The organism is Streptomyces gottesmaniae, from assembly GCF_031845845.1.
Classification (GTDB): domain Bacteria; phylum Actinomycetota; class Actinomycetes; order Streptomycetales; family Streptomycetaceae; genus Streptomyces; species Streptomyces akebiae.
Genome location: NZ_JAVRFJ010000005.1, coordinates 258842 through 281734, shown reverse-complemented (window position 1 = coordinate 281734; position 22893 = coordinate 258842). Strand labels below are relative to the sequence as shown.

The window sequence follows — 22893 nt, the reverse complement described above, 5'->3', positions numbered from 1 at the left end:
GGTCGCCCGGCAACGGTGGCGACCGGGGCGGCGCAAGCACCCGTACCAGGGGCGCAAGCGCTTGCCGTGCGCGCCTGCGCGCGCCCCGGTCCGCCGCCGTGCGCGCCGGACCGGAGGGCGCGCGCTCAGCCTCCGTACGCCCCCGAGGCGGTCAGCCGCAGGGCCGTGTCGATGAGGGGGACGTGGCTGAACGCCTGCGGGAAGTTGCCGACCTGGCGCTTGAGCACCGGGTCCCACTCCTCGGCGAGGAGGCCCAGGTCGTTGCGGAGGGCGAGCAGCTTCTCGAAGAGCTTGCGGGCCTCATCCACGCGACCGATCATCGCCAGGTCGTCGGCCATCCAGAACGAGCAGGCGAGGAACGCGCCCTCGTCGCCCGGCAGCCCGTCCACGCCCTCGTCCTCGCCGGAGGTCGGGTAGCGCAGGATGAAGCCGTCCGGGGTCGACAGCTCCCGCTGGATCGCCTCGATGGTGCCGATCACCCGCTTGTCGTCCGGCGGAAGGAAGCCCATCTGCGGGATCAGCAGCAGCGAGGCGTCCAGCTCCTTGGAGCCGTACGACTGTGTGAAGGTGTTGCGCTCCTTGTCGTAGCCCTTCTCGCACACGTCCCGGTGGATGTCGTCGCGCAGCTCGCGCCACTTCTCCAGCGGGCCGTCCGCGTCACCGGACTCGATGAGCTTGATCGTGCGGTCCACCGCGACCCACGCCATGACCTTGGAGTGCACGAAGTGGCGGCGCGGCCCGCGCACCTCCCAGATGCCCTCGTCCGGCTCGTCCCAGTGGTCCTCCAGGTAGCGGATCAGCTTCAGCTGGAGGAGCGAGGCGTAGTCGTTGCGGGCCAGGCCCGTCATGTGGGCCAGGTGCAGGGCCTCGGTGACCTCGCCGTACACGTCCAGCTGGAGCTGGTGCGCGGCGCCGTTGCCGACCCGGACCGGTGCGGATTCCTCGTATCCGGGCAGCCACTCCAGCTCGGCCTCGCCCAGCTCCCGCTCACCGGCGATCCCGTACATGATCTGCAGGTTCTCCGGGTCGCCGGCGACGGCGCGGAGCAGCCACTCACGCCAGGCGCGGGCCTCGTCGCGGTAGCCGGTGCGCAGCAGCGAGGAGAGGGTGATGGCCGCGTCGCGCAGCCAGGTGTAGCGGTAGTCCCAGTTGCGGACGCCGCCGATGTGCTCCGGGAGGGACGTCGTCGGAGCGGCGACGATGCCGCCGGTCGGGGCGTACGTCAGGGCCTTCAGCGTGATCAGGGAGCGGATCACGGCCTCGCGGTACGGGCCGTGGTACGTGCACTGCTCCACCCAGTCACGCCAGAACTCCTCCGTGGCCTGGAGCGACGGCTCGGGCTCCGGCAGCGGCGGGGGCTGCTTGTGCGAGGGCTCCCAGGAGATCGTGAACGCGATCCGGTCCCCCGGTGTCACGGTGAAGTCGGCGTAGGTGGTCAGCGCCTTGCCGTAGGTCTCGCACTCCGTGTCGAACCACACGGAGTCCGGCCCGGCGACGGCCACCGTGCGCCCCTCGTGCTTGTGCACCCAGGGCACCACCCGGCCGTACGAGAAGCGCATCCGCAGCGCCGAGCGCATCGGCACCCGGCCGCTGACGCCCTCCACGATCCGGATCAGCTGGGGGGCGCCGTCACGCGGCGGCATGAAATCCGTCACACGGACCGTGCCGCGCGGGGTGTCCCACTCGGATTCCAGGATCAGCGAGTCGCCGCGGTACCTGCGGCGGGAGGCCGTGGGCGGCTCGGCGTCGGCCGCGTGCGCGGGACCCAGTCTCCAGAACCCGTGTTCCTCGGTGCCGAGCAGTCCCGCGAAGACGGCGTGGGAGTCGAAGCGGGGCAGGCACAGCCAATCGACCGTGCCGTCCCGGCAGACCAGCGCGGCGGTCTGCATGTCTCCGATGAGTGCGTAGTCTTCGATGCGCCCGGCCACGTGCAACTCCAGTCGAACGGCCACGTCGTCGCCCCCCGAGGGGCGGTCGCTGTGCGGTGTGCGGTCAAGGGACCCAAGGGATCGGCAAAGGAACCATGCTTCCAGAGTGATCCAAGGGACGGTGTCATGCGATGTCGCTCAACGATCCTCAACGCATATGAGGCGATCGTTGCTCAACGGACTGACGAGCTCTCATGATTACCGGAGACGGGCGGGGGTGTTGCCGTCGCGGCGGCCGCGCTCGGCAGCGAGTGTCCGAAGAGGATACGACGCACCGGAGGGCTCCGCGTGCCGCTCGAGGCAACACGAGTGAGCCGAACGGGTGAGCTAACGGTGAAGGCCGACCGGGATTCGCCGATGGTCGTACGAGCTCCGTGTCGGCCCGTGCGCGGAGCGTGGCCGGAAGCGATCGTGTCCTGTCGCTGATACCCTGGTAGCCCGTGGACCGGTGGGCGCCCCGACGCAAGAGGGACCCCCGAACCGCAGCGAAGGCACCCCCGAAGGATGAGTTCGGGCGGCGGCCGACCCGCACACCGAACCGCGACCACGGGAGCCCCCTCTTGGCCATGCCGCCCGCTGCTTTTCGAAACACGACGACAAAGCACATCTTCGTCACCGGGGGTGTCGCCTCCTCGCTCGGCAAGGGTCTGACCGCCTCCAGCCTCGGCATGCTGCTCAAGGCCCGCGGCCTGCGTGTCGTGATGCAGAAGCTCGACCCCTACCTGAACGTCGACCCGGGCACGATGAACCCCTTCCAGCACGGTGAGGTGTTCGTCACCAACGACGGCGCCGAGACCGACCTGGACATCGGCCACTACGAGCGCTTCCTCGACCGCGACCTGGACGGCTCGGCCAACGTCACCACCGGCCAGGTCTACAACACCGTCATCGCCAAGGAACGGCGCGGCGAGTACCTCGGCGACACCGTGCAGGTCATCCCGCACATCACCAACGAGATCAAGCACCGCATCCGGCGCATGGCCTCCGACGAGGTCGACGTCGTCATCACCGAGGTCGGCGGCACCGTCGGCGACATCGAGTCGCTGCCGTTCCTGGAGACCGTCCGCCAGGTCCGTCACGAGGTCGGCCGCGACAACGTCTTCGTCGTCCACATCTCGCTCCTGCCGTACATCGGGCCGTCGGGGGAGCTGAAGACGAAGCCGACCCAGCACTCGGTTGCGGCTCTGCGCAACATCGGTATTCAGCCAGATGCGATCGTGCTGCGCTGCGACCGCGAGGTGCCCGCCGCGATCAAGCGCAAGATCTCCCTGATGTGTGACGTCGACGAGGCCGCCGTGGTCGCGTGTCCCGACGCCCGCTCGATCTACGACATCCCGAAGACGGTGCACGGCGAGGGCCTGGACGCCTATGTGGTCCGCAAGCTGGACCTGCCGTTCCGCGACGTGGACTGGACGACCTGGGACGACCTGCTCGACCGCGTCCACAACCCGCTCCACGAGATCAACCTGGCGCTCGTCGGCAAGTACATCGACCTGCCCGACGCCTACCTCTCGGTCACCGAGGCGCTGCGCGCGGGCGGCTTCGCCAACAAGGCCCGCGTGAAGATCAAGTGGGTCACCTCGGACGACTGCAGGACCCCGGCCGGCGCCGCGGCCCAGCTCGCCGACGTCGACGCCATCTGCATCCCCGGCGGCTTCGGCGACCGGGGCGTCTCCGGCAAGGTCGGCGCCATCCGGTACGCCCGCGAGAACAAGATCCCGCTGCTCGGCCTCTGCCTGGGCCTGCAGTGCATCGTGATCGAGGCCGCGCGCAACCTGGCCGACATCCCGGACGCCAACTCCACCGAGTTCGACGCCGCCACCGCGCACCCGGTCATCTCCACCATGGCCGAGCAGCTCGACATCGTCGCCGGTGAGGGGGACATGGGCGGCACGATGCGGCTGGGCATGTACCCGGCCAAGCTCGCCGAGGGCTCGATCGTGCGCGAGGTGTACGACGGCAAGGAGTACGTCGAGGAGCGCCACCGCCACCGCTACGAGGTGAACAACGCCTACCGCGCGGAACTGGAGAAGAAGGCCGGTCTGCAGTTCACCGGCACCTCGCCCGACGGCAAGCTCGTCGAGTACGTCGAGTACCCGCGCGAGGTCCACCCGTACCTGGTCGCGACCCAGGCGCACCCCGAGCTGCGCTCCCGTCCGACCCGCCCGCACCCGCTGTTCGCGGGGCTGGTGAAGGCCGCCGTGGAGCGGAAGACCGGCAAGTAAATCCGAGCGGCGCGAGAGCTGTACGGTGACCGGGGTGCGCGTCTTTCGGGACGTGTGCCCCGGTTTTTTTCGCATGTGTGGGAGGACGAGTCGACATGACGATCAAGGACACCGCCGAGGCGTGGGAGGTCCGGGCGAGCGAGACTCCGTTCGTCGGCAAGAAGACCTCCGTGCGCACGGACGACGTGGTCATGCCCGACGGGTCGGTCGTCCGCCGTGACTACCAGGTGCACCCCGGGTCCGTCGCCGTCCTCGCCGTCGACGACCAGGACCGGGTGCTGGTCATCCGGCAGTACCGCCACCCGGTCCGCGAGAAGCTCTGGGAGATCCCGGCGGGCCTGCTGGACGTGCCCGGCGAGAACCCCCTGCACGCCGCCCAGCGCGAGCTGTACGAGGAGGCGCACGTCAAGGCGGAGGAGTGGCGGGTGCTCACCGACGTCTACACCACGCCCGGCGGCTGCGACGAGGCGGTGCGGATCTTCCTGGCCCGGGATCTCTCCGAGGCCGAGGGGCAGCGGTTCGAGGTGGAGGACGAGGAGGCCGACATGGAGTTGGCCCGGGTGCCGCTGGACGAGCTGGTGCGGGGGGTGCTCGCGGGGGAGCTGCACAACAACTGCCTTGTGGTGGGGGTCCTTTCCCTGGTGGCCGCGCGGAGTGCGGGCGGGGTGGAGTCGCTGCGGGCGGCCGAGGCGCCGTGGCCTGCGCGGCCGTTCGAGAACTAGGTCCGGGGGCGTAGGTGAACTGCGTCGGCTCTGGCTCGGCGCGCAGTTCCCCGCGCCCCTCGCGGGGCACGGTCGTCGGACCCTGAAGGAGACGCGGGGCGTCTTCACGGCCTCCTGATCATGCCGGTCGTACGATCTGTTGATCCGATCGAGCGATCTCACCGCCCTGCTCCGCCCAGATCGTCGCAGAGCGTGAACTAGGCTCGGGAAACGCCCGAACCGGAGTCCCGGCGGGCTTGCTCGTGCGGTGGGACGGGAGAGTGGCCCGTGGCGGATCAGGCGGTGGACCTCGGGGGTGCCCGGGTGTCCGGTACGGGGCGGCCCCCGGCTGTCGAGGCCGCCCCCACGGAGAGTCAGTTCCTGGGCCGCACAAGAGAGTTGAAGGAACTGCGGGCCGACATCGGCCGGGCCGGGCTCAACACCCTCGCGGGCCGCAAGGCGCCCCACGCGCGGGTGCTGCTCATCGCCGGCCGGCCCGGTTTCGGGCGCACCGCGCTCGCCGAGGAACTCGTACGGCAGGTTACCGACGGTTACCCCGATGGGGTGCTGCGGACCCGGCTCACCGAGCCCGACGGCACCCGGGTACCGGTCGAGCGCGCGGCGCGGGAACTGCTCGAGGGGCTCGGGCTGCCGGCGCCGGCCGGGGCCGACGAGGACGATCTCAGCGAGGCCCTGCGCGAGGCGCTGGCCGACCGCCGGGTGGTGCTCCTGCTGGACGACGCGGCCGACGCCGAGCAGGTCGACGCACTGCTCCCGGACACCCCCGACTCCCTGGTCGTGGCGGTCTCAGGCGGGCCGCTGACAGGCATCTCCGACGTCCGGCCGTGCACCCTGGGCGGACTGGACACCAAGTCCGCCGTGGAGTTGCTGGAACGCTTCAGCGGCTCGGTGCGCATCACCGTGGACCCCCGCTCGGCCGAGGGGCTCGCCGAGGTGTGCGGGGCCCAGCCGGCCGCGCTGCGGCTCGCCGGGGGCTGGCTGGCCGCCCGTCCCTCTGCCGCCGTCTCCGACCTGGCCAAACAGCTGCGTGCCGACGAGGACGACCGCCCGCCGCTCGCCAAGATCTTCAAGCTGTCCTCCGTCTCGCTGCCGACCGCCGCCGCGCGGATGCTGCCCCTGCTCGCCCTGGCCCCCGCCGGCCTGGTCGACCCGCACATCGCGTCCGGCCTCGCCGGCTGCTCGGTCGACGCGGCCCGCGGCACACTGGACGACTTCGTGGCCCTGGGCTTCCTGCACGAGGTCGACTCGTCGCTGCCGCAGTACGAGGTTCCCGGCTGTCTCCAGCCGCTGCTGCGGTCCCTCGCCGAGAGCCAGGAGCGGCCGGGCGAGCTGCAGCTGGCTCGTGCACGGATGCTGGAGCGGATCGTGCGGCTGCTGCAGTCCTGCCGCGCCATCACCGAGACCGACAGCTCGCTGGCCCGCGAGAAGCTCCTCGCGATGCCCAAGGCGCTGCGGTTCCCGACCCCCCGGGCCGCCGAGGAGTGGCTGCGGGTGAGCCGTCCCGCGCTGCTGGCCGCGGCCCGGCTCGCGGTCGCCGACGGCGAGCTGGACACCCTCGCCCGGCGCCTGATGTCGCAGTTGGTCCGGGCCCTGGTGGCGCACTTCGGCACCCGGGCCGCCGCCTGCGACCTGTACGACCTGCACGGCCTCGTCCTCGATGTCGCCGAGCGCCGTGAACTGCCCCGCGAGCAGGCGGCCGCCCTGCTGAACCTCGGCGACCTGGACGCCCGGACCGGCCGTACGACGTCGGCGCTGGCCCGCTACCGGGCCGCGCTCGACGCCGGACGGCGGGCGAACGACCCGTACGCGACCGGCCGCGCGATGGAATCCGTAGGCGGCGCCCATCAGGAGCTGGAGGACTACGAACGGGCCGCCGACTGGTACGGCAGGGCGCTCGCCCAGCGGCTCGCCCGTGACGAGCGCGAGGACGCCGCCAGGCTGTACGGCCGGATCGCCGCCGCGCACACCTACGCGGGCCGGTACGGCGAGGCGCTGCGCAGCTGGAGCTCCGCGCTCACCGGCCACCGCCGGCTCGGCGATGTGGCCGGCCAGGCAAGGGTGTTGAGCGAGATGGCACGCGTCCAGGAGTACGCCGGCCGGCCCGAGGAGGCGCTGCGGACGTGCCAGGAGGCCGCGGAGTGGGCCCGGCGCGCCGACGACGTCCGGCTGCAGGCCGCGATCCAGCTGCGGATCGCCGACACCCTGGAGCGGCTCGGCGACCCGGCGGCGGCCCGGCTGCACCGCGCGGCGGCCGAGCGACTGCTCGGCGACGAGGCCCCCGCCCCCCAAACCAACGAGATCGAGCCGGAACAGGGTGCTAACGCCTGCGAAATCCGTAGTGCATCCGCGAAAGATTGATGCATTGAAAGGCTAGACAGCGGGGACACCTTCATTAGACTGGCTGCGCCGCCGGTTCTCCTGCGGTGTCTCCCGGTGCGCTCAGATGCGTACGGGTATGTCCTGCATTAGGTGGGCATGTTCCGCCTGTGCGTGCGAGCCCCCACACCCCTGCGAGCCAAGGACCGTGATCGACGTGAAGGTCGGCATCCCCCGCGAGGTCAAGAACAACGAGTTCCGGGTGGCCATCACCCCCGCCGGCGTGCACGAGCTCGTGCGCCACGGCCACCAGGTCGTCATCGAGCAGGGCGCCGGAGTCGGCTCGTCGATCCCGGACGTCGAGTACGTCGCCGCCGGCGCCGAGATCCTGGCCACGGCCGACGAGGTGTGGGCCGCGGCCGACCTGCTGCTCAAGGTCAAGGAGCCCATCGCCGAGGAGTACCACCGCCTCCGCAAGGACCAGACGCTCTTCACCTACCTGCACCTGGCCGCCTCCAAGGAGTGCACGGACGCCCTCGTCGAGTCGGGCACGACCGCGATCGCATACGAGACCGTCGAGCTGCCGAACCGCGCGCTGCCGCTGCTCGCGCCGATGTCGGAGGTCGCGGGCCGGCTCGCCCCCCAGGTCGGCGCGTACCACCTGATGCGGGCCAACGGCGGGCGCGGCGTGCTGCCCGGTGGTGTGCCGGGGGTGCTGGCCGGGCGGGCCGTCGTCATCGGCGGTGGTGTGTCGGGCTGGAACGCGGCGCAGATCGCCATCGGCATGGGCTTCCACGTGACCCTGCTCGACAAGGACATCAACAAGCTCAAGGAGGCGGACAAGGTCTTCGGCACCAAGATCCAGACCGTCGTCTCCAACGCCTTCGAGCTGGAGAAGGCCTGCCTGGAGGCCGACCTCGTCATCGGTGCCGTCCTCATCCCGGGGGCCAAGGCCCCGAAGCTGGTCACCAACGAGCTGGTGTCGCGGATGAAGCCGGGAAGTGTCCTTGTCGACATCGCGATCGACCAGGGCGGCTGCTTCGAGGACTCCCGGCCCACCACGCACGCCGAGCCGACCTTCCCGGTCCACGAGTCGGTCTTCTACTGCGTCGCCAACATGCCCGGCGCGGTGCCCAACACCTCCACCTACGCGCTGACCAACGCCACGCTGCCGTACATCGTCGAACTCGCCGACCACGGCTGGGCCGAGGCGTCACGCCGCGACCCGGCGCTGGCCAGGGGGCTCAACACCCATGACGGCAGGGTCGTTTACCGCGAGGTGGCCGACGCGCACGGCCTGGAGCACGTCGAGTTGGCGTCGCTGCTCGGCTGATCCGCCGGCGACGGACTCGCCTTCGGGGGTGTCGACGCCCCGCTGACCGGCTGCTTTAAGTCACCTTTCGGTAAAAGGCGATACGTCAACACAGGTCGTCAACAGCACCTTCCCGGCCGGATCTTGCCCGACAAGGTCCGGCCGGATGTGTGTATGGTCACTTTGCGACACTCGCGCAACTCGCCTCGAACATAACCGTTCGGATGTTTCGCGCACCGGTGAAACCTGCCGTGCGACGGCCCTACGCCCTTGACAGCCGCATGTTTCATTGCCGACACATCGGGCCGGGTCCGGCGGATTGTGTTGCTGCGGACCGCCGACACGCCATAGAGTCGCCAACCGTCGGCATGGTGCCACGCTGACCTATCTAGAAGTTTCCTGGTCACCAAGGAGGTAAGACGACTTGTGAATGAGTCGACATTTACTCCCGGGGGTGGTCAACCAGGAATGCCTGCGCCGGTCTCGGGCCCTATGGGGTTCGCGGCTGTCGGCTCCGTCGCTGTCCGCACCTTCGCAGCCCACCAGAGTCCGCAGGCAACTCCGACAGCACTCCAGAGCATGGATGGCCAACACGTGAACGCCATGGCCGGCGACGGAAGTGGCGGGGTCCACAACCACTTCGCCGACTACGACGAGCTGCCCGACGGGCACTTCTACGACCCCGACGCCGAGTACGAGCCCGATCCGGAGTACGCGGCCACGCTCGCGCCCGACGCGGCCCGTCAGCGCCGCGAGCGCATCGGTCCGACCGGTCGCCCGCTGCCCTACTTCCCGATCCCGGGCCCGCTGACCGACCACGGTCCCGCGAAGATCATCGCGATGTGCAACCAGAAGGGCGGCGTCGGCAAGACGACGTCGACCATCAACCTGGGTGCCGCGCTCGCGGAGTACGGCCGCCGGGTCCTGCTCGTCGACTTCGACCCGCAGGGCGCCCTCTCGGTCGGCCTCGGGGTGAACCCGATGGAGCTCGACCTCACGGTCTACAACCTGCTCATGGAGCGGGGCATGTCGGCCGACGAGGTCCTGCTGAAGACCGCGGTCCCCAACATGGACCTGCTGCCGAGCAACATCGACCTGTCCGCGGCCGAGGTCCAGCTGGTCTCCGAGGTCGCGCGCGAGTCGACGCTCCAGCGCGCCCTGAAGCCGCTCATGGCCGACTACGACTACATCGTGATCGACTGCCAGCCCTCGCTCGGTCTGCTCACGGTCAACGCCCTGACGGCCGCGCACAAGGTGATAGTGCCTCTGGAGTGTGAGTTCTTCGCTCTCCGCGGTGTCGCGCTGCTGACCGAGACCATCGAGAAGGTCCAGGAGCGGCTCAACCCGGAGCTGGAGCTCGACGGCATCCTCGCCACGATGTACGACTCCCGCACCGTGCACAGCCGTGAGGTCCTCGCGCGTGTCGTCGAGGCGTTCGACGAGCACGTCTACCACACGGTCATCGGGCGCACGGTCCGCTTCCCGGAGACCACGGTCGCCGGTGAGCCGATCACCACGTACGCCTCCAACTCCGTCGGCGCCGCCGCCTACCGTCAGCTCGCCAGGGAGGTGCTCGCCCGGTGTCACGCCGAGTGAGTCTGCCGGGGGCCGACGAACTCTTCCGTACGACAGGGGGAACGGCGCTGCAGCCGTCCGCTCCCCGGCGGGGGCCGGGCGGAGAAGCCCGTGTGCCCGGTCCCGCCGGGGAGAGCGACGGGGCCGCCGGCGCGGAGGACGCGCCGCCGTCCGTGCCCGTGCAGGGCGGTGACGGCGAGGGGTCCGAGCACGTGGCCGCGGACGCCGAGTCCGACGGCGAGCAGCCGCGCAGCCGTAACGCCGCGGCGGGGGCCGAGCGGGCCGCCGCCGGGCGGCAGCCGAAGCCGCAGGAAGGTTCTGCCGCTCCCCGGAAACGGGGACGCGCCTCCGGGCGCCGGCCCAGCGGACGGGAGCGGCACGACGAGAAGATCACCGTGTATGTCTCCGCCGAGGAGCTCATGGACCTCGAACACGCGCGGTTGGTGCTGCGGGGCGAGCACGGACTGGCCGTCGACCGGGGGCGGATCGTACGGGAGGCCGTCGCCGTGGTGCTGGCGGATCTGGAGTCCCGTGGGGACGCGAGCATCCTCGTACGACGGCTGCGGGGGCGGTAGAGGTAGCCTGCGGGGGCTATGACCTCGTATGACTCCTCTGGCTCGGCTTCCGGTGGTTCCGGTGGTCGTCGGCGTGCGCTGGGGAGGGGGCCGACGGCTCCGCCCTCGGCTCCGCCGGTCGAGCCGGTTTCGAGCGAGTCCCCGGCCGGGGAGCGTACGGCGGCCGACGCCGGTCGGGCGTTCCCCCCATCCGTTCCGCCCTACGAGACGCCTGCCCGCGACGACGGCGGCGGCGGAGGCGACGAGAGGCCGCCGGTTGCCGTCCCGGCCGAGGCCGAGGCCGAGCCTGAAGCAGCGGCCGGAGCCGAAGCCGAAGTCCCAGCTGACGCCGAGCCCGGAGCCGGAGCCGGAGCCGGAGCCGAGGCTGGTGGTGGGGGTTTCAAGGTTCGGCTGGCCAACTTCGAGGGGCCGTTCGACCTGTTGCTTCAGTTGATCTCGAAGCACAAGATGGATGTCACCGAGGTGGCGCTGTCCAAGGTCACCGACGAGTTCATGGCGCACATCCGGGCCATGGGGCCGGACTGGGACCTCGACGAGACGACCGAGTTCCTCGTCGTCGCGGCGACGCTGCTGGATCTGAAGGCGGCGCGGCTGCTGCCCGCCGCCGAGGTCGAGGACGAGGCCGACCTCGCGCTCCTCGAAGCCCGGGACCTGCTGTTCGCCCGGCTGCTCCAGTACCGCGCCTACAAACGGATCGCGGACATCTTCAACCAGCGGCTCGACGAGGAGGCCCGGCGCTATCCCCGGACCGTCGGGCTGGAGCCGCACCATGCCGAGCTGCTGCCCGAGGTGGTCATCAGCATCGGGGCGGAAGGATTCGCCAGGCTCGCGGTGAAGGCGATGCAGCCGAAGCCGAAGCCGCAGGTGTACGTCGATCACATCCACGCGCCCCTGGTGAGTGTGCAGGAGCAGGCCGGGATCGTGGTCGCGCGGCTGCGGGAGCTGGGGGAGGCGTCCTTCCGTGTGCTCGTCGAGGACACCGACGACACCCTGACCGTCGTCGCCCGCTTCCTCGCGCTGCTGGAGCTCTACCGGGAGAAGGCCGTGGCGCTGGACCAGGAGACGGCCCTCGGGGATCTCATCGTGCGCTGGACCGGCGGTGAAGGGAACGCCGAGCCCGTGGTCACGGACGAGTTCGACCGGCCGCCCGAACCGCCGAAGGAGGAGACGAAGGCATGAGCGAGGAGACGACCAGGGGAACTGCGGAGGGGGCGACCGAGGCGCCCGCGGGGTCGCGTTCCGTCGCCGGCCTCGACCTCAAGCCCGCCCTGGAGGCCGTCCTCATGGTCGTGGACGAGCCCGCGACGGCGGAGCATCTGAGCAAGATCCTGGAGCGGCCGAAGCGGCAGATCTCCAAGGCGCTCAGGGAGCTCGCCGACGAGTACGCGACACAGGGGCGCGGGTTCGAGCTGCGGCTGATCGCCGGGGGCTGGCGGTTCTACACCAGGCCCGAGTACGCCGCCGCCGTCGAGAGGTTCGTCCTCGACGGGCAGCAGGCGCGGCTGACCCAGGCCGCGCTGGAGACGCTGGCCGTGGTCGCGTACCGGCAGCCGGTGAGCCGGAGCAGGGTCTCGGCCGTACGAGGAGTCAACTGCGACGGGGTCATGCGCACCCTGCTTCAGCGGGGGCTGGTCGAGGAGGCGGGCGCGGAACCCGAAACAGGTGCGATCCTGTACAGGACGACGAACTACTTCCTGGAGCGGATGGGCCTGCGCGGCCTGGACGAGCTCCCGGAGCTCGCGCCCTTCCTCCCGGAGGCGGAGGCGATCGAGGCCGAGACCCAGGAAGCCGTACCGTCGTTCGATCCGGATGCTCCGGATTCCGAGGACACAGACGACAAGACGGAACTTTGATGCGAAGCAGCAGCGGCAGGAACAGCGGCGGAAACAACGGCGGGAGCCGTGGTGGCAACAGCGGCGGCCGCGGCGGGAGCAGTGGTGGGCGCGGCGGGAGCGGTGGTGGCCGCGGCAACTACCGCGGCGCCGGGAACGACCGCGACGACAAGCAGGGCGGTCGGCCGAAGAAGCCCCGTCCCGAAAAGCGCCGTTACGACGTGGGCCCCGGCGCCGCCCAGGACGGTCCCAAGTCCGGGCGCGGCGCCTCGGCGCGCGGCGGAGCCAAGGGCGGTCCGAAGCAGTCCCAGCAGCAGCGCGGCCGGTCGGCCCCGGCGACCTCGCGCGAGTACGACGCGCGTGCCGAGGAGCGCAACCGGGAGCGGTACGCGGGCAAGAAGGACTTCAAGCTGCCCAAGACCTTCCCGGGTGCCGAGCAGGAGGGCGAGCGGCTGCAGAAAATCCTCGCGCGCGCGGGCTACGGCTCGCGGCGGGCCTGTGAGGAGCTGATCGAGCAGGCGCGGGTCGAGGTCAACGGCGAGATCGTGCTGGAGCAGGGCAAGCGCGTCGACCCGGAGAAGGACGAGGTCAAGGTCGACGGTCTGACCGTCGCCACGCAGTCGTACCAGTTCTTCGCGCTGAACAAGCCCGCCGGTGTCGTCTCCACCATGGAGGACCCCGAGGGCCGGCAGTGCCTCGGCGACTACGTGACCAACCGCGAGACGCGGCTGTTCCACGTCGGACGGCTCGACACCGAGACCGAGGGCATCATCCTGCTCACCAACCACGGCGAGTTGGCGCACCGGCTGACCCACCCCAAGTACGGCGTCAAGAAGACGTACGTCGCGCACATCGTGGGCCCGATCCCGCGCGACCTGGGCAAGCAGCTCAAGGACGGCATCCAGCTGGAGGACGGGTACGCGCGCGCGGACCACTTCCGTGTGGTGCAGCAGACCGGCAAGAACTACCTCGTGGAGGTCACCCTCCACGAGGGGCGCAAGCACATCGTGCGCCGGATGCTGGCCGAGGCCGGCTTCCCCGTCGACAACCTCGTCCGCACCGCCTTCGGGCCGATCACCCTCGGCGACCAGAAGTCGGGCTGGCTGCGCCGGCTGTCGAACACGGAGGTCGGGATGCTGATGCAGGAGGTCGACCTCTAGGCCTTCCTAGGCCTTCCTAGGCCTTCTTCCTCCTGGGCCTTCCTGTGCCTTCGGAGATCTCGGGCTTCGCCGCGGCGCGCGGCGCGTTCGAGCAGGAGCCGGTCCCCGCTTTGCCGTCGGGGCCGGCTCTTTGCCGTTCCCGGCGCCGCTCTTGACGCCGTTCTTGGCGTTCCTTTCCTCGTAAAGGGCTTGTGGCCCGTGGCCCGTCCCTTTATAGTCGTAATGACTATTAGTCATGGTGACCATAAAGGAGGCGATGGGCATGACCTCACCCGAGGGCTACGACAAGTACGCCTTCGAACCCTTCGCCGTCACCGTCGACCTGGCCGTCTTCACCGTCCGCGCGGGCACCCTGCAGGTGTTGCTCGTCGAGCGCGGACAGGAACCGTACGCGGGCCGCTGGGCGCTGCCCGGCGGGTTCGTGCTGCCGGACGAGTCCGCGGAGGAGGCCGCCTGGCGCGAACTCGCGGAGGAGACCGGCCTCAAGGACGACTCCGGACTCCACCTGGAGCAGTTGCGCACCTACAGCGAGCCCGGCAGGGACCCCCGGATGCGGGTCGTCACCGTCGCGTTCGCCGCTCTGCTCCCGGACCCGCCCGTCCCGCACGGCGGAGGTGACGCCGCGCAGGCCCAGTGGCTGCGTTTCAACGCCATCGGCCCGCTCGCCTTCGACCACGACCGCATCCTCGCCGACGCCCACGACCGCGTCGGCGCCAAACTCGAATACACCTGTCTCGCCACCTCCTTCTGCCCGCCCGAGTTCACCCTCGGCGAGCTGCGGCAGGTCTACGAGACCGTGTGGGGCACTCCGCTCGACCGGCCCAACTTCCGGCGCAAGGTGCTGGCCACGCCGGGCTTCGTCGAACAGGTGCCCGGCGCCGCCCGCCTGACCGGCGGCCGCGGCAAGCCCGCCGCGCTGTACCGGGCGGGCGGGGCCACCGCCCTGCACCCGCCCCTGCTGCGACCCACCACGGAAGGACGGCCCTGATGACCATGACGCTCCGTACGAAGCGCTCCGCCACCGGCTCCCTGCTCGGACTCGCCCTCGGAGACGCCCTCGGCTACCCGACGGAGTTCAACGACATTCCGTCGATCCTCGCCAAGTGCGGCCCCTGGCGGAAGATGGAGCTGCCGAAGCCCGCGATCGTCACCGACGACACCCAGATGACGCTGGCGCTGGCGCACGGGCTGCGCACGGCCATGGACCGCGGATCGCTCGGCGCCGAGGCGCTGGAGCGGGCCGTCCGCAAGGAGTTCGTGGAGTGGTCCCGCTCCCCGGAGAACAACCGCGCCCCCGGCAACACCTGCCTGGTCGCCTGCGACCTCCTCGCGGTCGAGCGGCACCCCTGGCAGCTCGCCAGCCAGATCCACTCCAAGGGCTGCGGCGCCAACATGCGGGTCGCGCCGCTCGGTCTGATCGGCCCGCTCAGCGACGAACAGCGCGCGGGCGCCGCCCAGTTGCAGGCCGGCCTCACCCACGGCCACCCCACCGCGCTCGCCGCCTCCGACCTCACCGCCCACGCGATACGGCTGCTCGCCCAGGGCGCCGAACCGATGGGTCTGGTCGGCCTGCTGCGCTCGTACGCGTACGAGAACCGCTCCCGCTACCACGCGCGCTGGCTCGGCGACCTGTGGACCTACAGCCAGGACCCCTCGCCCGAGCACTACATCGCCCGGGGCTGGGACGAGTGCCTGGAGGCCCTGGACCGGGTGCAGAGCGCCCTGCGGCTCCCGTCGCCCGAGACGGACCCCTGCCTGGCCACGGGGGAGGGCTGGATCGCCGAGGAGGCCCTCGCCACCGGGCTGTTGTGCTTCCTGCTCTTCGTCGACGAGCCCGTCACCGCGCTGCGCCGCGCCGCCTGCACCTCGGGTGACTCCGACTCCATCGCCTGCCTCACCGGTGCCTTCGCGGGCGCCTACCACGGGCCGGACGCCTGGCCCGCCGAGTGGGCCGACCGGATCGAGTACCAGGGTGACCTCGTCTCGCTGGGAGCCCTCTGGGACGCTTGAGGGATGACCGACGCCCTGACCGACGCCCTCGACATCGACCTGGCCTCCGTGGTCGCCGAACAGCCCGACCCGCTGCTCTTCGCGACCGTCTCCGGAGCCCACCTGTACGGCTTCCCGTCGCGCGACTCGGACGTGGACCTGCGCGGTGTGCATCTGCTGCCCACGGCCGAACTGCTCGGGCTGCGCGAGCCGGAGGAGACCCGGTCGCGGATGTGGGACCGGGACGGTGTCGAGATGGACCTCGTCACGCACGACCTGCGCAAGTTCGTACGGTTGATGCTGCGCCGCAACGGCTATGTGCTGGAGCAGTTGCTCTCCCCGCTCGTCGTGCACAGCGGTGAGGCGCACCGCGAACTGGTCGCGCTCGCCCCCGGGGTCCTGACCCGGCATCACGCCCACCACTACCGCGGGTTCGCCATCACCCAGTGGCGGCTCTTCGAGAAGACCGGCGAACTCAAGCCGCTGCTCTACACGTTCCGCGTACTGCTCACCGGTATCCACCTCATGCGCAGCGGCGAGGTGCTGGCCCATCTGCCCACCCTGGTACCGCTGGTGGACGAGGCACCCGGGTATCTGCCCGACCTCGTCGCGGCGAAGGCGGCGCTGGAGCACGGCAAGGCCGAGGTCGACCAGGAGCGCGTCGCGCAGGACGTGGAGCGGCTCCAGGGGGTCCTGGACCAGGAGCAGGCGCTGTCACCGCTCCCGGAGAGCCCCTCCGCGTACGACGCCCTGCACGATTTCGTCGTCCGGGTCCGGCTCGACGCCACGAGGGGCTGAGTCGGTCCCGAGGTCTGTGACGGTCCCGAGGTCTGTGACGGTCCCGAGGTCCGGGTCGGTCCCGAGGTCCGGGCGCGCACGGAGGGCCGACGCGTGCCGGGTGCGTACGACGAAGTCCTCGACCCGGGCCCGGTCCGGCTCCGGCGGCAGCGGGCTGCGGTGCACCGCCTCCTCGGCCTCCGTCGCCAGCCGGGCCATCCAGGACTCGACCCTGGCCCACGCCACCTCGCCCCGCTTCACCGCCAGCAGGGGCTCGCGCTGGTCGCCCACGTCGACGGTGAGCGTGCCCGTGCGCAGCAGGTCACGGCAGCTCATCAGCAGGCGGAGGAGATGCATGGCGTGCTTCCAGCGCGGGGCGCCGTGCGTACGGACGTCCGCGTCGAGCTTCTTGCGCTGGCCCAGGGCGTAGCGGGCGAACGTCTCGTGGGCCTGCCGGGAGAGGAACGCCCCGCGCAGCGCGAGCAGTTCCCGGCCGGTGGCGTCGACGTGCTCCACCAAGGGGGAGTGCAGGCACTCCAGGATGTTCGGGTTGGCGCGCAGGGCCAGATTGCAGAAGCGTTCCAACTCCCAGCCGAACTGCTCCTCCGCCGGACCCTCCACGTGGGTCGGCGGCTTGTCGAAGCGCCAGAACAGTTCGGTGGGGGCGAGGAAGACGCCCCGCCGGTCGGTGTCGCTGTCGTCCGTCGCGAGACCGAAGGCCCGCGACCCCATCACACAGGCGTAGATCGTGTGGTCGCGGACCAGGGTGTGGGGATGCGGGGGCTGCATGCCCGGGAGCGTACGTGGTGCCTCAGGCCAGCTGAATCGAATTTCCCGCGACCTTGATCTCCTCGGCGGGCAGCGGCTCCGTGGCCGGGCCCTGCACCACCGCACCATCCGTGATCTTGAACTTGCTGCCGTGGCAGGCGCAGTCGATCGTCTCGTCCGAGACGCTGCTGACGATGCAGCCCTGGTGCGTGCAGACCGCCGAGAAGGCCTTGAAGTCACCCTCCTGCGGCTGTGTCACGACGACCTTCTGGTCCTTGAAGATCCTGCCGCCGCCCACCGGGATGTCGGCCGTCGTGGTCAGCTCCTCACCGGCACCGCCCGTGCCGGCGTCCCCGGGCGAGGTCTCCTCCTGGGAGTCGCCGCCGTCGCCGCCGCATCCCACCAGCAGCGCCGCCGTGCCTGCCGCGCCGGTCGCCAGCACCGTGCGCCGCGTCGAACCCATCGTCATGTCGTCACTCCGAACGTACGGAAGAACCCAACCCGGGAGAGATTGCCATAAAAGGCACCATTCGTACGTCCGGAACCTCCGGGGGCGTGCAGGCGGCGCACCGCCGTCGGCCTCCCGGCGGGCGTCTCGGCAGGCGGGCGCCGCGTACCGGCCGGGGGCGGGCTGACTAGGCTGGTCGTACAACGAGTCGGCAGTAGATCAGCGAGGAGCAGAGTCGTGGCGGTACGAGCGGTCCGGGGCGCCGTCCAACTCGAACGGGACGAGGCGGGGCACATGGACGAGCAGGTGGGCGAGCTGCTCACCGCGGTCCTGGAGCGCAACGGGCTCGGCCCGGACGACCTGATCAGCATCTGGTTCACGGCCACCCCCGACCTGCACAGCGACTTCCCGGCCGCCGCGGCCCGCAAGCTCGGCATCGTCGACGTCCCCCTGATCTGCGCGCAGGAGCTGGACATCGAGGGCGCCATGCCCCGGGTCGTACGGATCCTCGCGCACATCGAGTCCGACCGGCCGCGCTCCGAGATCGCGCACGTGTACCTGGGCGCCGCGGCCGCGCTCCGCAAGGACATCGCCCAGTGAGAACCGCACTCGTCATCGGCACCGGGCTGATCGGCACCTCCGCCGCCCTCGCTCTCGCCCAGCGCGGGGTGATCGTCCACCTCACCGACCACGACCCCGAGCAGGCCCGTACGGCCGCCGCGCTCGGCGCCGGCACCGACGAGGCACCCGAGGGCCCCGTGGACCTCGCGATCGTCGCCGCCCCGCCCGCGCACGTGGCCGCGATCCTCGCCGACGCCATGCGCCGGGGTCTCGCGCGCGGCTACCTCGACGTGGCGTCCGTGAAGGGCGGCCCCCGCCGGGAGCTGGAGGCGCTGGGCCTCGACCTCTCCTGCTACATCGGCTCCCACCCCATGTCGGGCCGCGAGAAGTCGGGGCCGCTGGCCGCGACCGGTGACCTCTTCGAGGGCCGCCCCTGGGTGCTCACCCCCACCCGGGACACCGACACCGAGGTCCTGAACCTCGCCCTGGAGCTGGTCTCGCACTGCCGGGCCGTCCCGGTGGTCATGGACGCGGACGCCCACGACCGGGCCGTCGCCCTGGTCTCGCACATGCCGCACCTCGTCTCCAGCCTGGTCGCCGCGCGGCTGGAGCACGCCGAGGAGGCGGCCGTACGGCTGTGCGGGCAGGGCATCCGGGACGTGACCCGGATCGCGGCCTCCGACCCCGGCATGTGGATCGACATCCTCTCCGCCAACCCCGGCCCGGTCGCCGACCTCCTCACGGATGTCGCCGCCGACCTCGGCGAGACCGTCCAGGCCCTGCGCGCCCTCCAGGCCTCCGACGAGGCCAAGCGTCGCGAGGGCGTCACCGGCATCGAGGACGTCCTGCGCCGCGGCAACGCCGGCCAGGTCCGGGTCCCCGGCAAGCACGGGTCCGCGCCGCGGAGCTACGAGGTGGTGGCGGTACTGATCGACGACCAGCCGGGCCAGCTGGCCCGCATCTTCGCCGACGCGGGGGCCGCCGGCGTCAACATCGAGGACGTCCGCATCGAGCACGCCACCGGGCAGCAGGCGGGTCTGGTGCAGTTGATGGTGGAGCCGAAGGCGGCGGTGGTGTTGACGGGGGCGTTGCGGGAGCGGGGTTGGGCGATCCGGCAGTAGGGCGGGTGTTTCGGGCCGGTGGGGCGGCGGTCGAAGGCCTCCCCGCAGCTGTTCCGCTGCCCGGGGCGCCTGGGTGCCGAGTGGTGCGAGGGCGGAGTCCAGTGGGGGTCGTCCGCGTCCAGCGCGCCATCGGGCGGCAGGCGGGTCTGGTGCGGTTGATGGTGGAGCCGAGGGCGGCGGTGGTGTTGACGGGGGCGTTGCGGGAGCGGGGCTGGGCGATCCGGCAGTAGGGCGGGTGTTTCGGGGCGGTGGGTCGGCGGTCGGAGGCCGCCGCAGCTGTCCTGGTGCCCGGGGGCGCCTGGGTGCCGAGTGGTGCGAGGGCGGAGTCCAGTGGGGGTCGTCCGCGTCCAGCGCGCCACCGGGCAGCAGGCGGGTCTGGTGCGGTTGATGGTGGAGCTGAGGGCGGCGGTGGTGTTGACGGGGGCGTTGCGGGAGCGGGGTCGGGCGATCCGGCAGGAGGGAGGGAGCTGCCCGTACGGCGCCTGGGAGGGCCACAGGCCGACGAGGGCCGGGGGCGTGGCCCCGGGCAGGGCCGGACGGGGTACGCGTAGCCAGTACCCTTGTGCGGGGCCTCCTCCGTCCCGCCCCACCATCTCGGACCAGGAAAGGTGCTCCCCAGTGGAACGCGCCACAGTGATCGTTGCCATCGACGGCCCCTCCGGCACGGGCAAGTCGAGCACCTCGAAGGCCGTGGCCGCGCAGCTCGGGCTGAGCTACCTGGACACGGGCGCCCAGTACCGGGCGATCACCTGGTGGATGGTCACCAACGGCATCGACATAGAGGACCCCTCGGCGATCGCCGCCGTGGCGGGCAAGCCGGAGATCGTCTCGGGGACCGACCCGTCCGGGCCGACCATCACCGTCGACGGCACGGACGTCGCCGGGCCGATCCGCACCCAGGAGGTCACCTCCAAGGTCAGCGCGGTGAGCGCCGTCCCCGAGGTGCGGGCCCGGATCACCGAGCTGCAGCGCTCCATCGCGTCGGGCGCCGAGCGCGGCATCGTCGTCGAGGGCCGGGACATCGGCACGACCGTCCTGCCGGACGCCGACCTCAAGATCTTCCTCACCGCCTCCCCGGAGGCCCGCGCCGCCCGGCGCAGCGGCGAGCTGAAGGGCTCCGACGTGCAGGCGACCCGTGAGGCGCTCCTCAAGCGGGACGCGGCCGACTCCAGCCGCAAGACCTCCCCGCTCGCCAAGGCGGACGACGCGGTCGAGGTGGACACCTCCGACCTCACCCTCCAGCAGGTCATCGAGTGCGTGGTCACCCTCGTCGAGGAGAAGCGGGCGGGGAAGTGAGCGAGGCATCGGCGGACCGGGCGACCTCGGCCGGGACGACGTCGGTCGAGGTTCCTTCGGCGCTCGGTGCCGACGTGGGCCGCCGTATCGGTGTCGGCCTGATGTACGGGCTGTGGAAGCCGCGCGTGCTGGGTGCCTGGCGGGTCCCCGCGACCGGCCCGGTGATCCTCGCCCCCAACCACTCCCACATCGTCGACGGCCCCATGGTCATCGGCGTGGCGCCCCGGCCCTCGCACTTCCTGGTCAAGAAGGAGGCGTTCGTCGGTCCGCTCGGCCCGTTCATGCGCGCCGTCGGCCAGGTCGAAATCGACCGCTCGACCGCCGACCGCACCGCCATCACCCGCGCTCTCGCCGTCCTGGCGGGCGGCGGAGTGCTCGGCATCTTCCCGGAGGGCACCCGGGGCGAGGGCGACTTCGCCTCGCTGCGTGCCGGGCTCTCCTACTTCGCCGTGCGCAGCGGAGCGCCGATCGTCCCGGTCGCCGTACTGGGAAGCACCGAGCGGCGCGGACGGTTGATCAAGGGGCTGCCCCCGCTGCGGTCCCGCGTCGACGTCGTCTTCGGCGACCCGTTCGAGGCGGGCGACGGCAGCGGGCGGCGGACCCGCAAGGCGCTGGACGAGGCGACCGTGCGCATCCAGCAACAGCTCGGCGCACACCTGGAGCATGCCCGGCGGCTCACCGGCCGTCGGTAAAACGCCGGGCGTCCGATCGGGCGCTGGGCGACACTGAGTAGTGGACCAGCCGGCCGACGAGCCGGACGCTCCACCGATCACCACGATGAACTACGAGGTACGGACTTCATGAACGACCAGTTTCCCTCCGAGCACGAGCACGGAGAGCTTGGCGACGCCGAGTACGCGGAGTTCATGGAGCTCGCCGCGGAAGAGGGCTTCGACATCGAGGACGTCGAGGGCGCGATCGAGGAGGCGGGCCACGGCCCGCTGCCCGTCCTCGCCGTCGTCGGCCGTCCGAACGTGGGCAAGTCGACCCTCGTGAACCGCATCATCGGCCGCCGCGAGGCGGTCGTCGAGGACAAGCCCGGCGTCACCCGCGACCGTGTCACCTACGAGGCCGAGTGGGCGGGCCGCCGCTTCAAGGTCGTCGACACCGGCGGCTGGGAGCAGGACGTCCTCGGCATCGACGCCTCCGTCGCCGCCCAGGCCGAGTACGCCATCGAGGCCGCCGACGCCGTCGTCTTCGTCGTCGACGCCAAGGTCGGCGTCACCGACACCGACGAGGCCGTCGTCCGGCTGCTCCGCAAGGCCAACAAGCCCGTGGTGCTCTGCGCCAACAAGGTCGACGGCCCGAGCGGCGAGGCCGACGCGACCGCTCTGTGGTCCCTCGGCATCGGCGAGCCGCACCCGGTCTCCTCGCTGCACGGCCGCGGCACCGGCGACATGCTGGACGCCGTGCTGGAGGCCCTTCCGGAGGCGCCCGAGCAGACCTTCGGCACGGCGGTCGGCGGCCCGCGCCGTATCGCCCTGATCGGCCGCCCGAACGTCGGCAAGTCCTCCCTCCTGAACAAGGTGGCGAACGAGGAGCGCGTCGTCGTCAACGAGCTCGCGGGCACCACCCGTGACCCGGTCGACGAGCTGATCGAACTCGGCGGTGTCGTCTGGAAGTTCGTCGACACGGCGGGCATCCGCAAGCGCGTCCACCTGCAGCAGGGCGCCGACTACTACGCCTCGCTGCGCACCGCGGCCGCCGTGGAGAAGGCGGAGGTGGCGGTCATCCTCATCGACGCCTCCGAGTCCATCTCCGTGCAGGACCAGCGCATCGTGACGATGGCCGTCGAGGCCGGCCGCGCGATGGTCATCGCCTACAACAAGTGGGACACCCTCGACGAGGAGCGCCGCTACTACCTGGAGCGGGAGATCGAGACCGAGTTCGCTCAGGTCGCCTGGGCGCCCCGGGTCAATGTCTCGGCACGCACCGGCCGTCACATGGAGAAGCTGGTCCCCGCGATCGAGACGGCCCTCGCCGGCTGGGAGACCCGGGTCCCGACCGGCCGGCTGAACGCCTTCCTCGGTGAGCTGGTCGCCGCCCACCCGCACCCGATCCGGGGCGGCAAGCAGCCCCGCATCCTCTTCGGCACCCAGGCCGGCACCAAGCCGCCGCGCTTCGTCCTCTTCGCCTCCGGCTTCATCGAGGCGGGCTACCGCCGCTTCATCGAGCGCCGGCTGCGCGAGGAGTTCGGCTTCGACGGCACACCGATCCACATCTCGGTGCGGGTGCGCGAGAAGCGCGGCAGGAAGAAGTAGGCGACGCCCCCCACGACACGAGGAGGC

21 protein-coding genes are annotated in these 22893 nt (G+C 71.2%); 18 read left to right on the top strand and 3 right to left on the bottom strand.

The window, feature by feature from the left end:
• Window positions 1–125: 125 nt before the first annotated feature.
• On the bottom strand, window positions 126–1928 hold the full coding sequence (locus RM704_RS08685) for a glycoside hydrolase family 15 protein (RefSeq protein WP_033528898.1): 1803 nt from the start codon (window positions 1926–1928) through the stop codon (window positions 126–128).
• A 566-nt stretch (window positions 1929–2494) separates the two neighbouring features.
• Between RM704_RS08685 and pyrG the strand changes: the two genes are divergently transcribed.
• The 12 genes from pyrG (at window position 2495) to RM704_RS08625 (ending at window position 16432) form a co-directional block, all read left to right on the top strand.
• Window positions 2495–4153 carry a CTP synthase gene (gene pyrG / locus RM704_RS08680; protein ID WP_033528897.1) on the top strand — a complete coding sequence of 553 codons (1659 nt, stop codon included), beginning with the start codon at window positions 2495–2497 and terminating at the stop codon, window positions 4151–4153.
• Between the two features lie 95 nt (window positions 4154–4248).
• Entirely contained in the window at window positions 4249–4875 is a 627-nt protein-coding gene (locus RM704_RS08675; protein WP_033528896.1) for an NUDIX domain-containing protein, read from the top strand.
• Window positions 4876–5142: 267 nt separating this feature from the next.
• Window positions 5143–7233: a tetratricopeptide repeat protein gene (locus RM704_RS08670; protein WP_311590409.1), complete on the top strand. Its 2091-nt coding sequence runs from the start codon at window positions 5143–5145 to the stop codon at window positions 7231–7233.
• 166 nt (window positions 7234–7399) lie between these two features.
• Window positions 7400–8524: an alanine dehydrogenase gene (ald, locus tag RM704_RS08665; RefSeq protein WP_033528895.1), complete on the top strand. Its 1125-nt coding sequence runs from the start codon at window positions 7400–7402 to the stop codon at window positions 8522–8524.
• 447 nt (window positions 8525–8971) lie between these two features.
• Complete coding sequence (locus tag RM704_RS08660; protein ID WP_078937234.1) at window positions 8972–10099, top strand: ParA family protein; 1128 nt, start codon at window positions 8972–8974, stop codon at window positions 10097–10099.
• Window positions 10084–10653 (top strand): hypothetical protein, encoded by a 570-nt coding sequence (locus RM704_RS08655; RefSeq protein ID WP_033528893.1) that lies wholly within the window; start codon window positions 10084–10086, stop codon window positions 10651–10653. The genes RM704_RS08660 and RM704_RS08655 overlap by 16 nt, the downstream gene beginning before the upstream one ends.
• 18 nt (window positions 10654–10671) lie before the next feature.
• Window positions 10672–11832: a segregation and condensation protein A gene (locus tag RM704_RS08650; RefSeq protein WP_078937233.1), complete on the top strand. Its 1161-nt coding sequence runs from the start codon at window positions 10672–10674 to the stop codon at window positions 11830–11832.
• Window positions 11829–12506: an SMC-Scp complex subunit ScpB gene (gene scpB, locus RM704_RS08645; protein ID WP_033528892.1), complete on the top strand. Its 678-nt coding sequence runs from the start codon at window positions 11829–11831 to the stop codon at window positions 12504–12506. The genes RM704_RS08650 and scpB overlap by 4 nt, the downstream gene beginning before the upstream one ends.
• Window positions 12506–13645 (top strand): pseudouridine synthase, encoded by a 1140-nt coding sequence (locus tag RM704_RS08640; RefSeq protein ID WP_033528891.1) that lies wholly within the window; start codon window positions 12506–12508, stop codon window positions 13643–13645. The genes scpB and RM704_RS08640 overlap by 1 nt, the downstream gene beginning before the upstream one ends.
• A 262-nt stretch (window positions 13646–13907) precedes the next feature.
• Entirely contained in the window at window positions 13908–14633 is a 726-nt protein-coding gene (locus RM704_RS08635) for an NUDIX hydrolase (RefSeq protein WP_033528910.1), read from the top strand.
• Complete coding sequence (locus RM704_RS08630; RefSeq protein ID WP_033528890.1) at window positions 14633–15655, top strand: ADP-ribosylglycohydrolase family protein; 1023 nt, start codon at window positions 14633–14635, stop codon at window positions 15653–15655. The genes RM704_RS08635 and RM704_RS08630 overlap by 1 nt, the downstream gene beginning before the upstream one ends.
• A 15-nt stretch (window positions 15656–15670) precedes the next feature.
• A complete protein-coding gene (locus RM704_RS08625; RefSeq protein WP_033528909.1) occupies window positions 15671–16432 on the top strand; it encodes a nucleotidyltransferase domain-containing protein in 762 nt (253 codons plus the stop codon).
• Here RM704_RS08625 and RM704_RS08620 read toward each other — a convergent pair.
• Both RM704_RS08620 and RM704_RS08615 read right to left on the bottom strand, forming a co-directional pair.
• On the bottom strand, window positions 16349–17200 hold the full coding sequence (locus tag RM704_RS08620) for a nucleotidyltransferase domain-containing protein (RefSeq protein ID WP_033528889.1): 852 nt from the start codon (window positions 17198–17200) through the stop codon (window positions 16349–16351). The genes RM704_RS08625 and RM704_RS08620 overlap by 84 nt on opposite strands.
• Window positions 17201–17222: 22 nt before the next feature.
• Window positions 17223–17648, bottom strand: coding sequence for a Rieske (2Fe-2S) protein (locus RM704_RS08615; protein ID WP_033528888.1), 426 nt, complete (start codon window positions 17646–17648; stop codon window positions 17223–17225).
• A 216-nt stretch (window positions 17649–17864) separates the two neighbouring features.
• Between RM704_RS08615 and aroH the strand changes: the two genes are divergently transcribed.
• From aroH to der, 6 genes are all read left to right on the top strand, one after another.
• The gene (gene aroH / locus RM704_RS08610) at window positions 17865–18227 is read left to right on the top strand and encodes a chorismate mutase (protein WP_033528887.1); all 363 of its coding nucleotides are present in this window, start codon (window positions 17865–17867) and stop codon (window positions 18225–18227) included.
• Window positions 18224–19309, top strand: coding sequence for a prephenate dehydrogenase (locus RM704_RS08605; RefSeq protein WP_311590401.1), 1086 nt, complete (start codon window positions 18224–18226; stop codon window positions 19307–19309). Before aroH ends, RM704_RS08605 begins: the two co-directional genes overlap by 4 nt.
• Window positions 19310–19410: 101 nt before the next feature.
• Window positions 19411–19539, top strand: coding sequence for a hypothetical protein (locus tag RM704_RS08600; RefSeq protein ID WP_311590400.1), 129 nt, complete (start codon window positions 19411–19413; stop codon window positions 19537–19539).
• A gap of 388 nt (window positions 19540–19927) precedes the next feature.
• Complete coding sequence (gene cmk / locus RM704_RS08595; RefSeq protein ID WP_033531538.1) at window positions 19928–20605, top strand: (d)CMP kinase; 678 nt, start codon at window positions 19928–19930, stop codon at window positions 20603–20605.
• Window positions 20602–21297 (top strand): lysophospholipid acyltransferase family protein, encoded by a 696-nt coding sequence (locus tag RM704_RS08590; protein ID WP_033531539.1) that lies wholly within the window; start codon window positions 20602–20604, stop codon window positions 21295–21297. The genes cmk and RM704_RS08590 overlap by 4 nt, the downstream gene beginning before the upstream one ends.
• 108 nt (window positions 21298–21405) lie before the next feature.
• On the top strand, window positions 21406–22866 hold the full coding sequence (gene der / locus RM704_RS08585; RefSeq protein WP_033531540.1) for a ribosome biogenesis GTPase Der: 1461 nt from the start codon (window positions 21406–21408) through the stop codon (window positions 22864–22866).
• Window positions 22867–22893 lie beyond the last annotated feature (27 nt).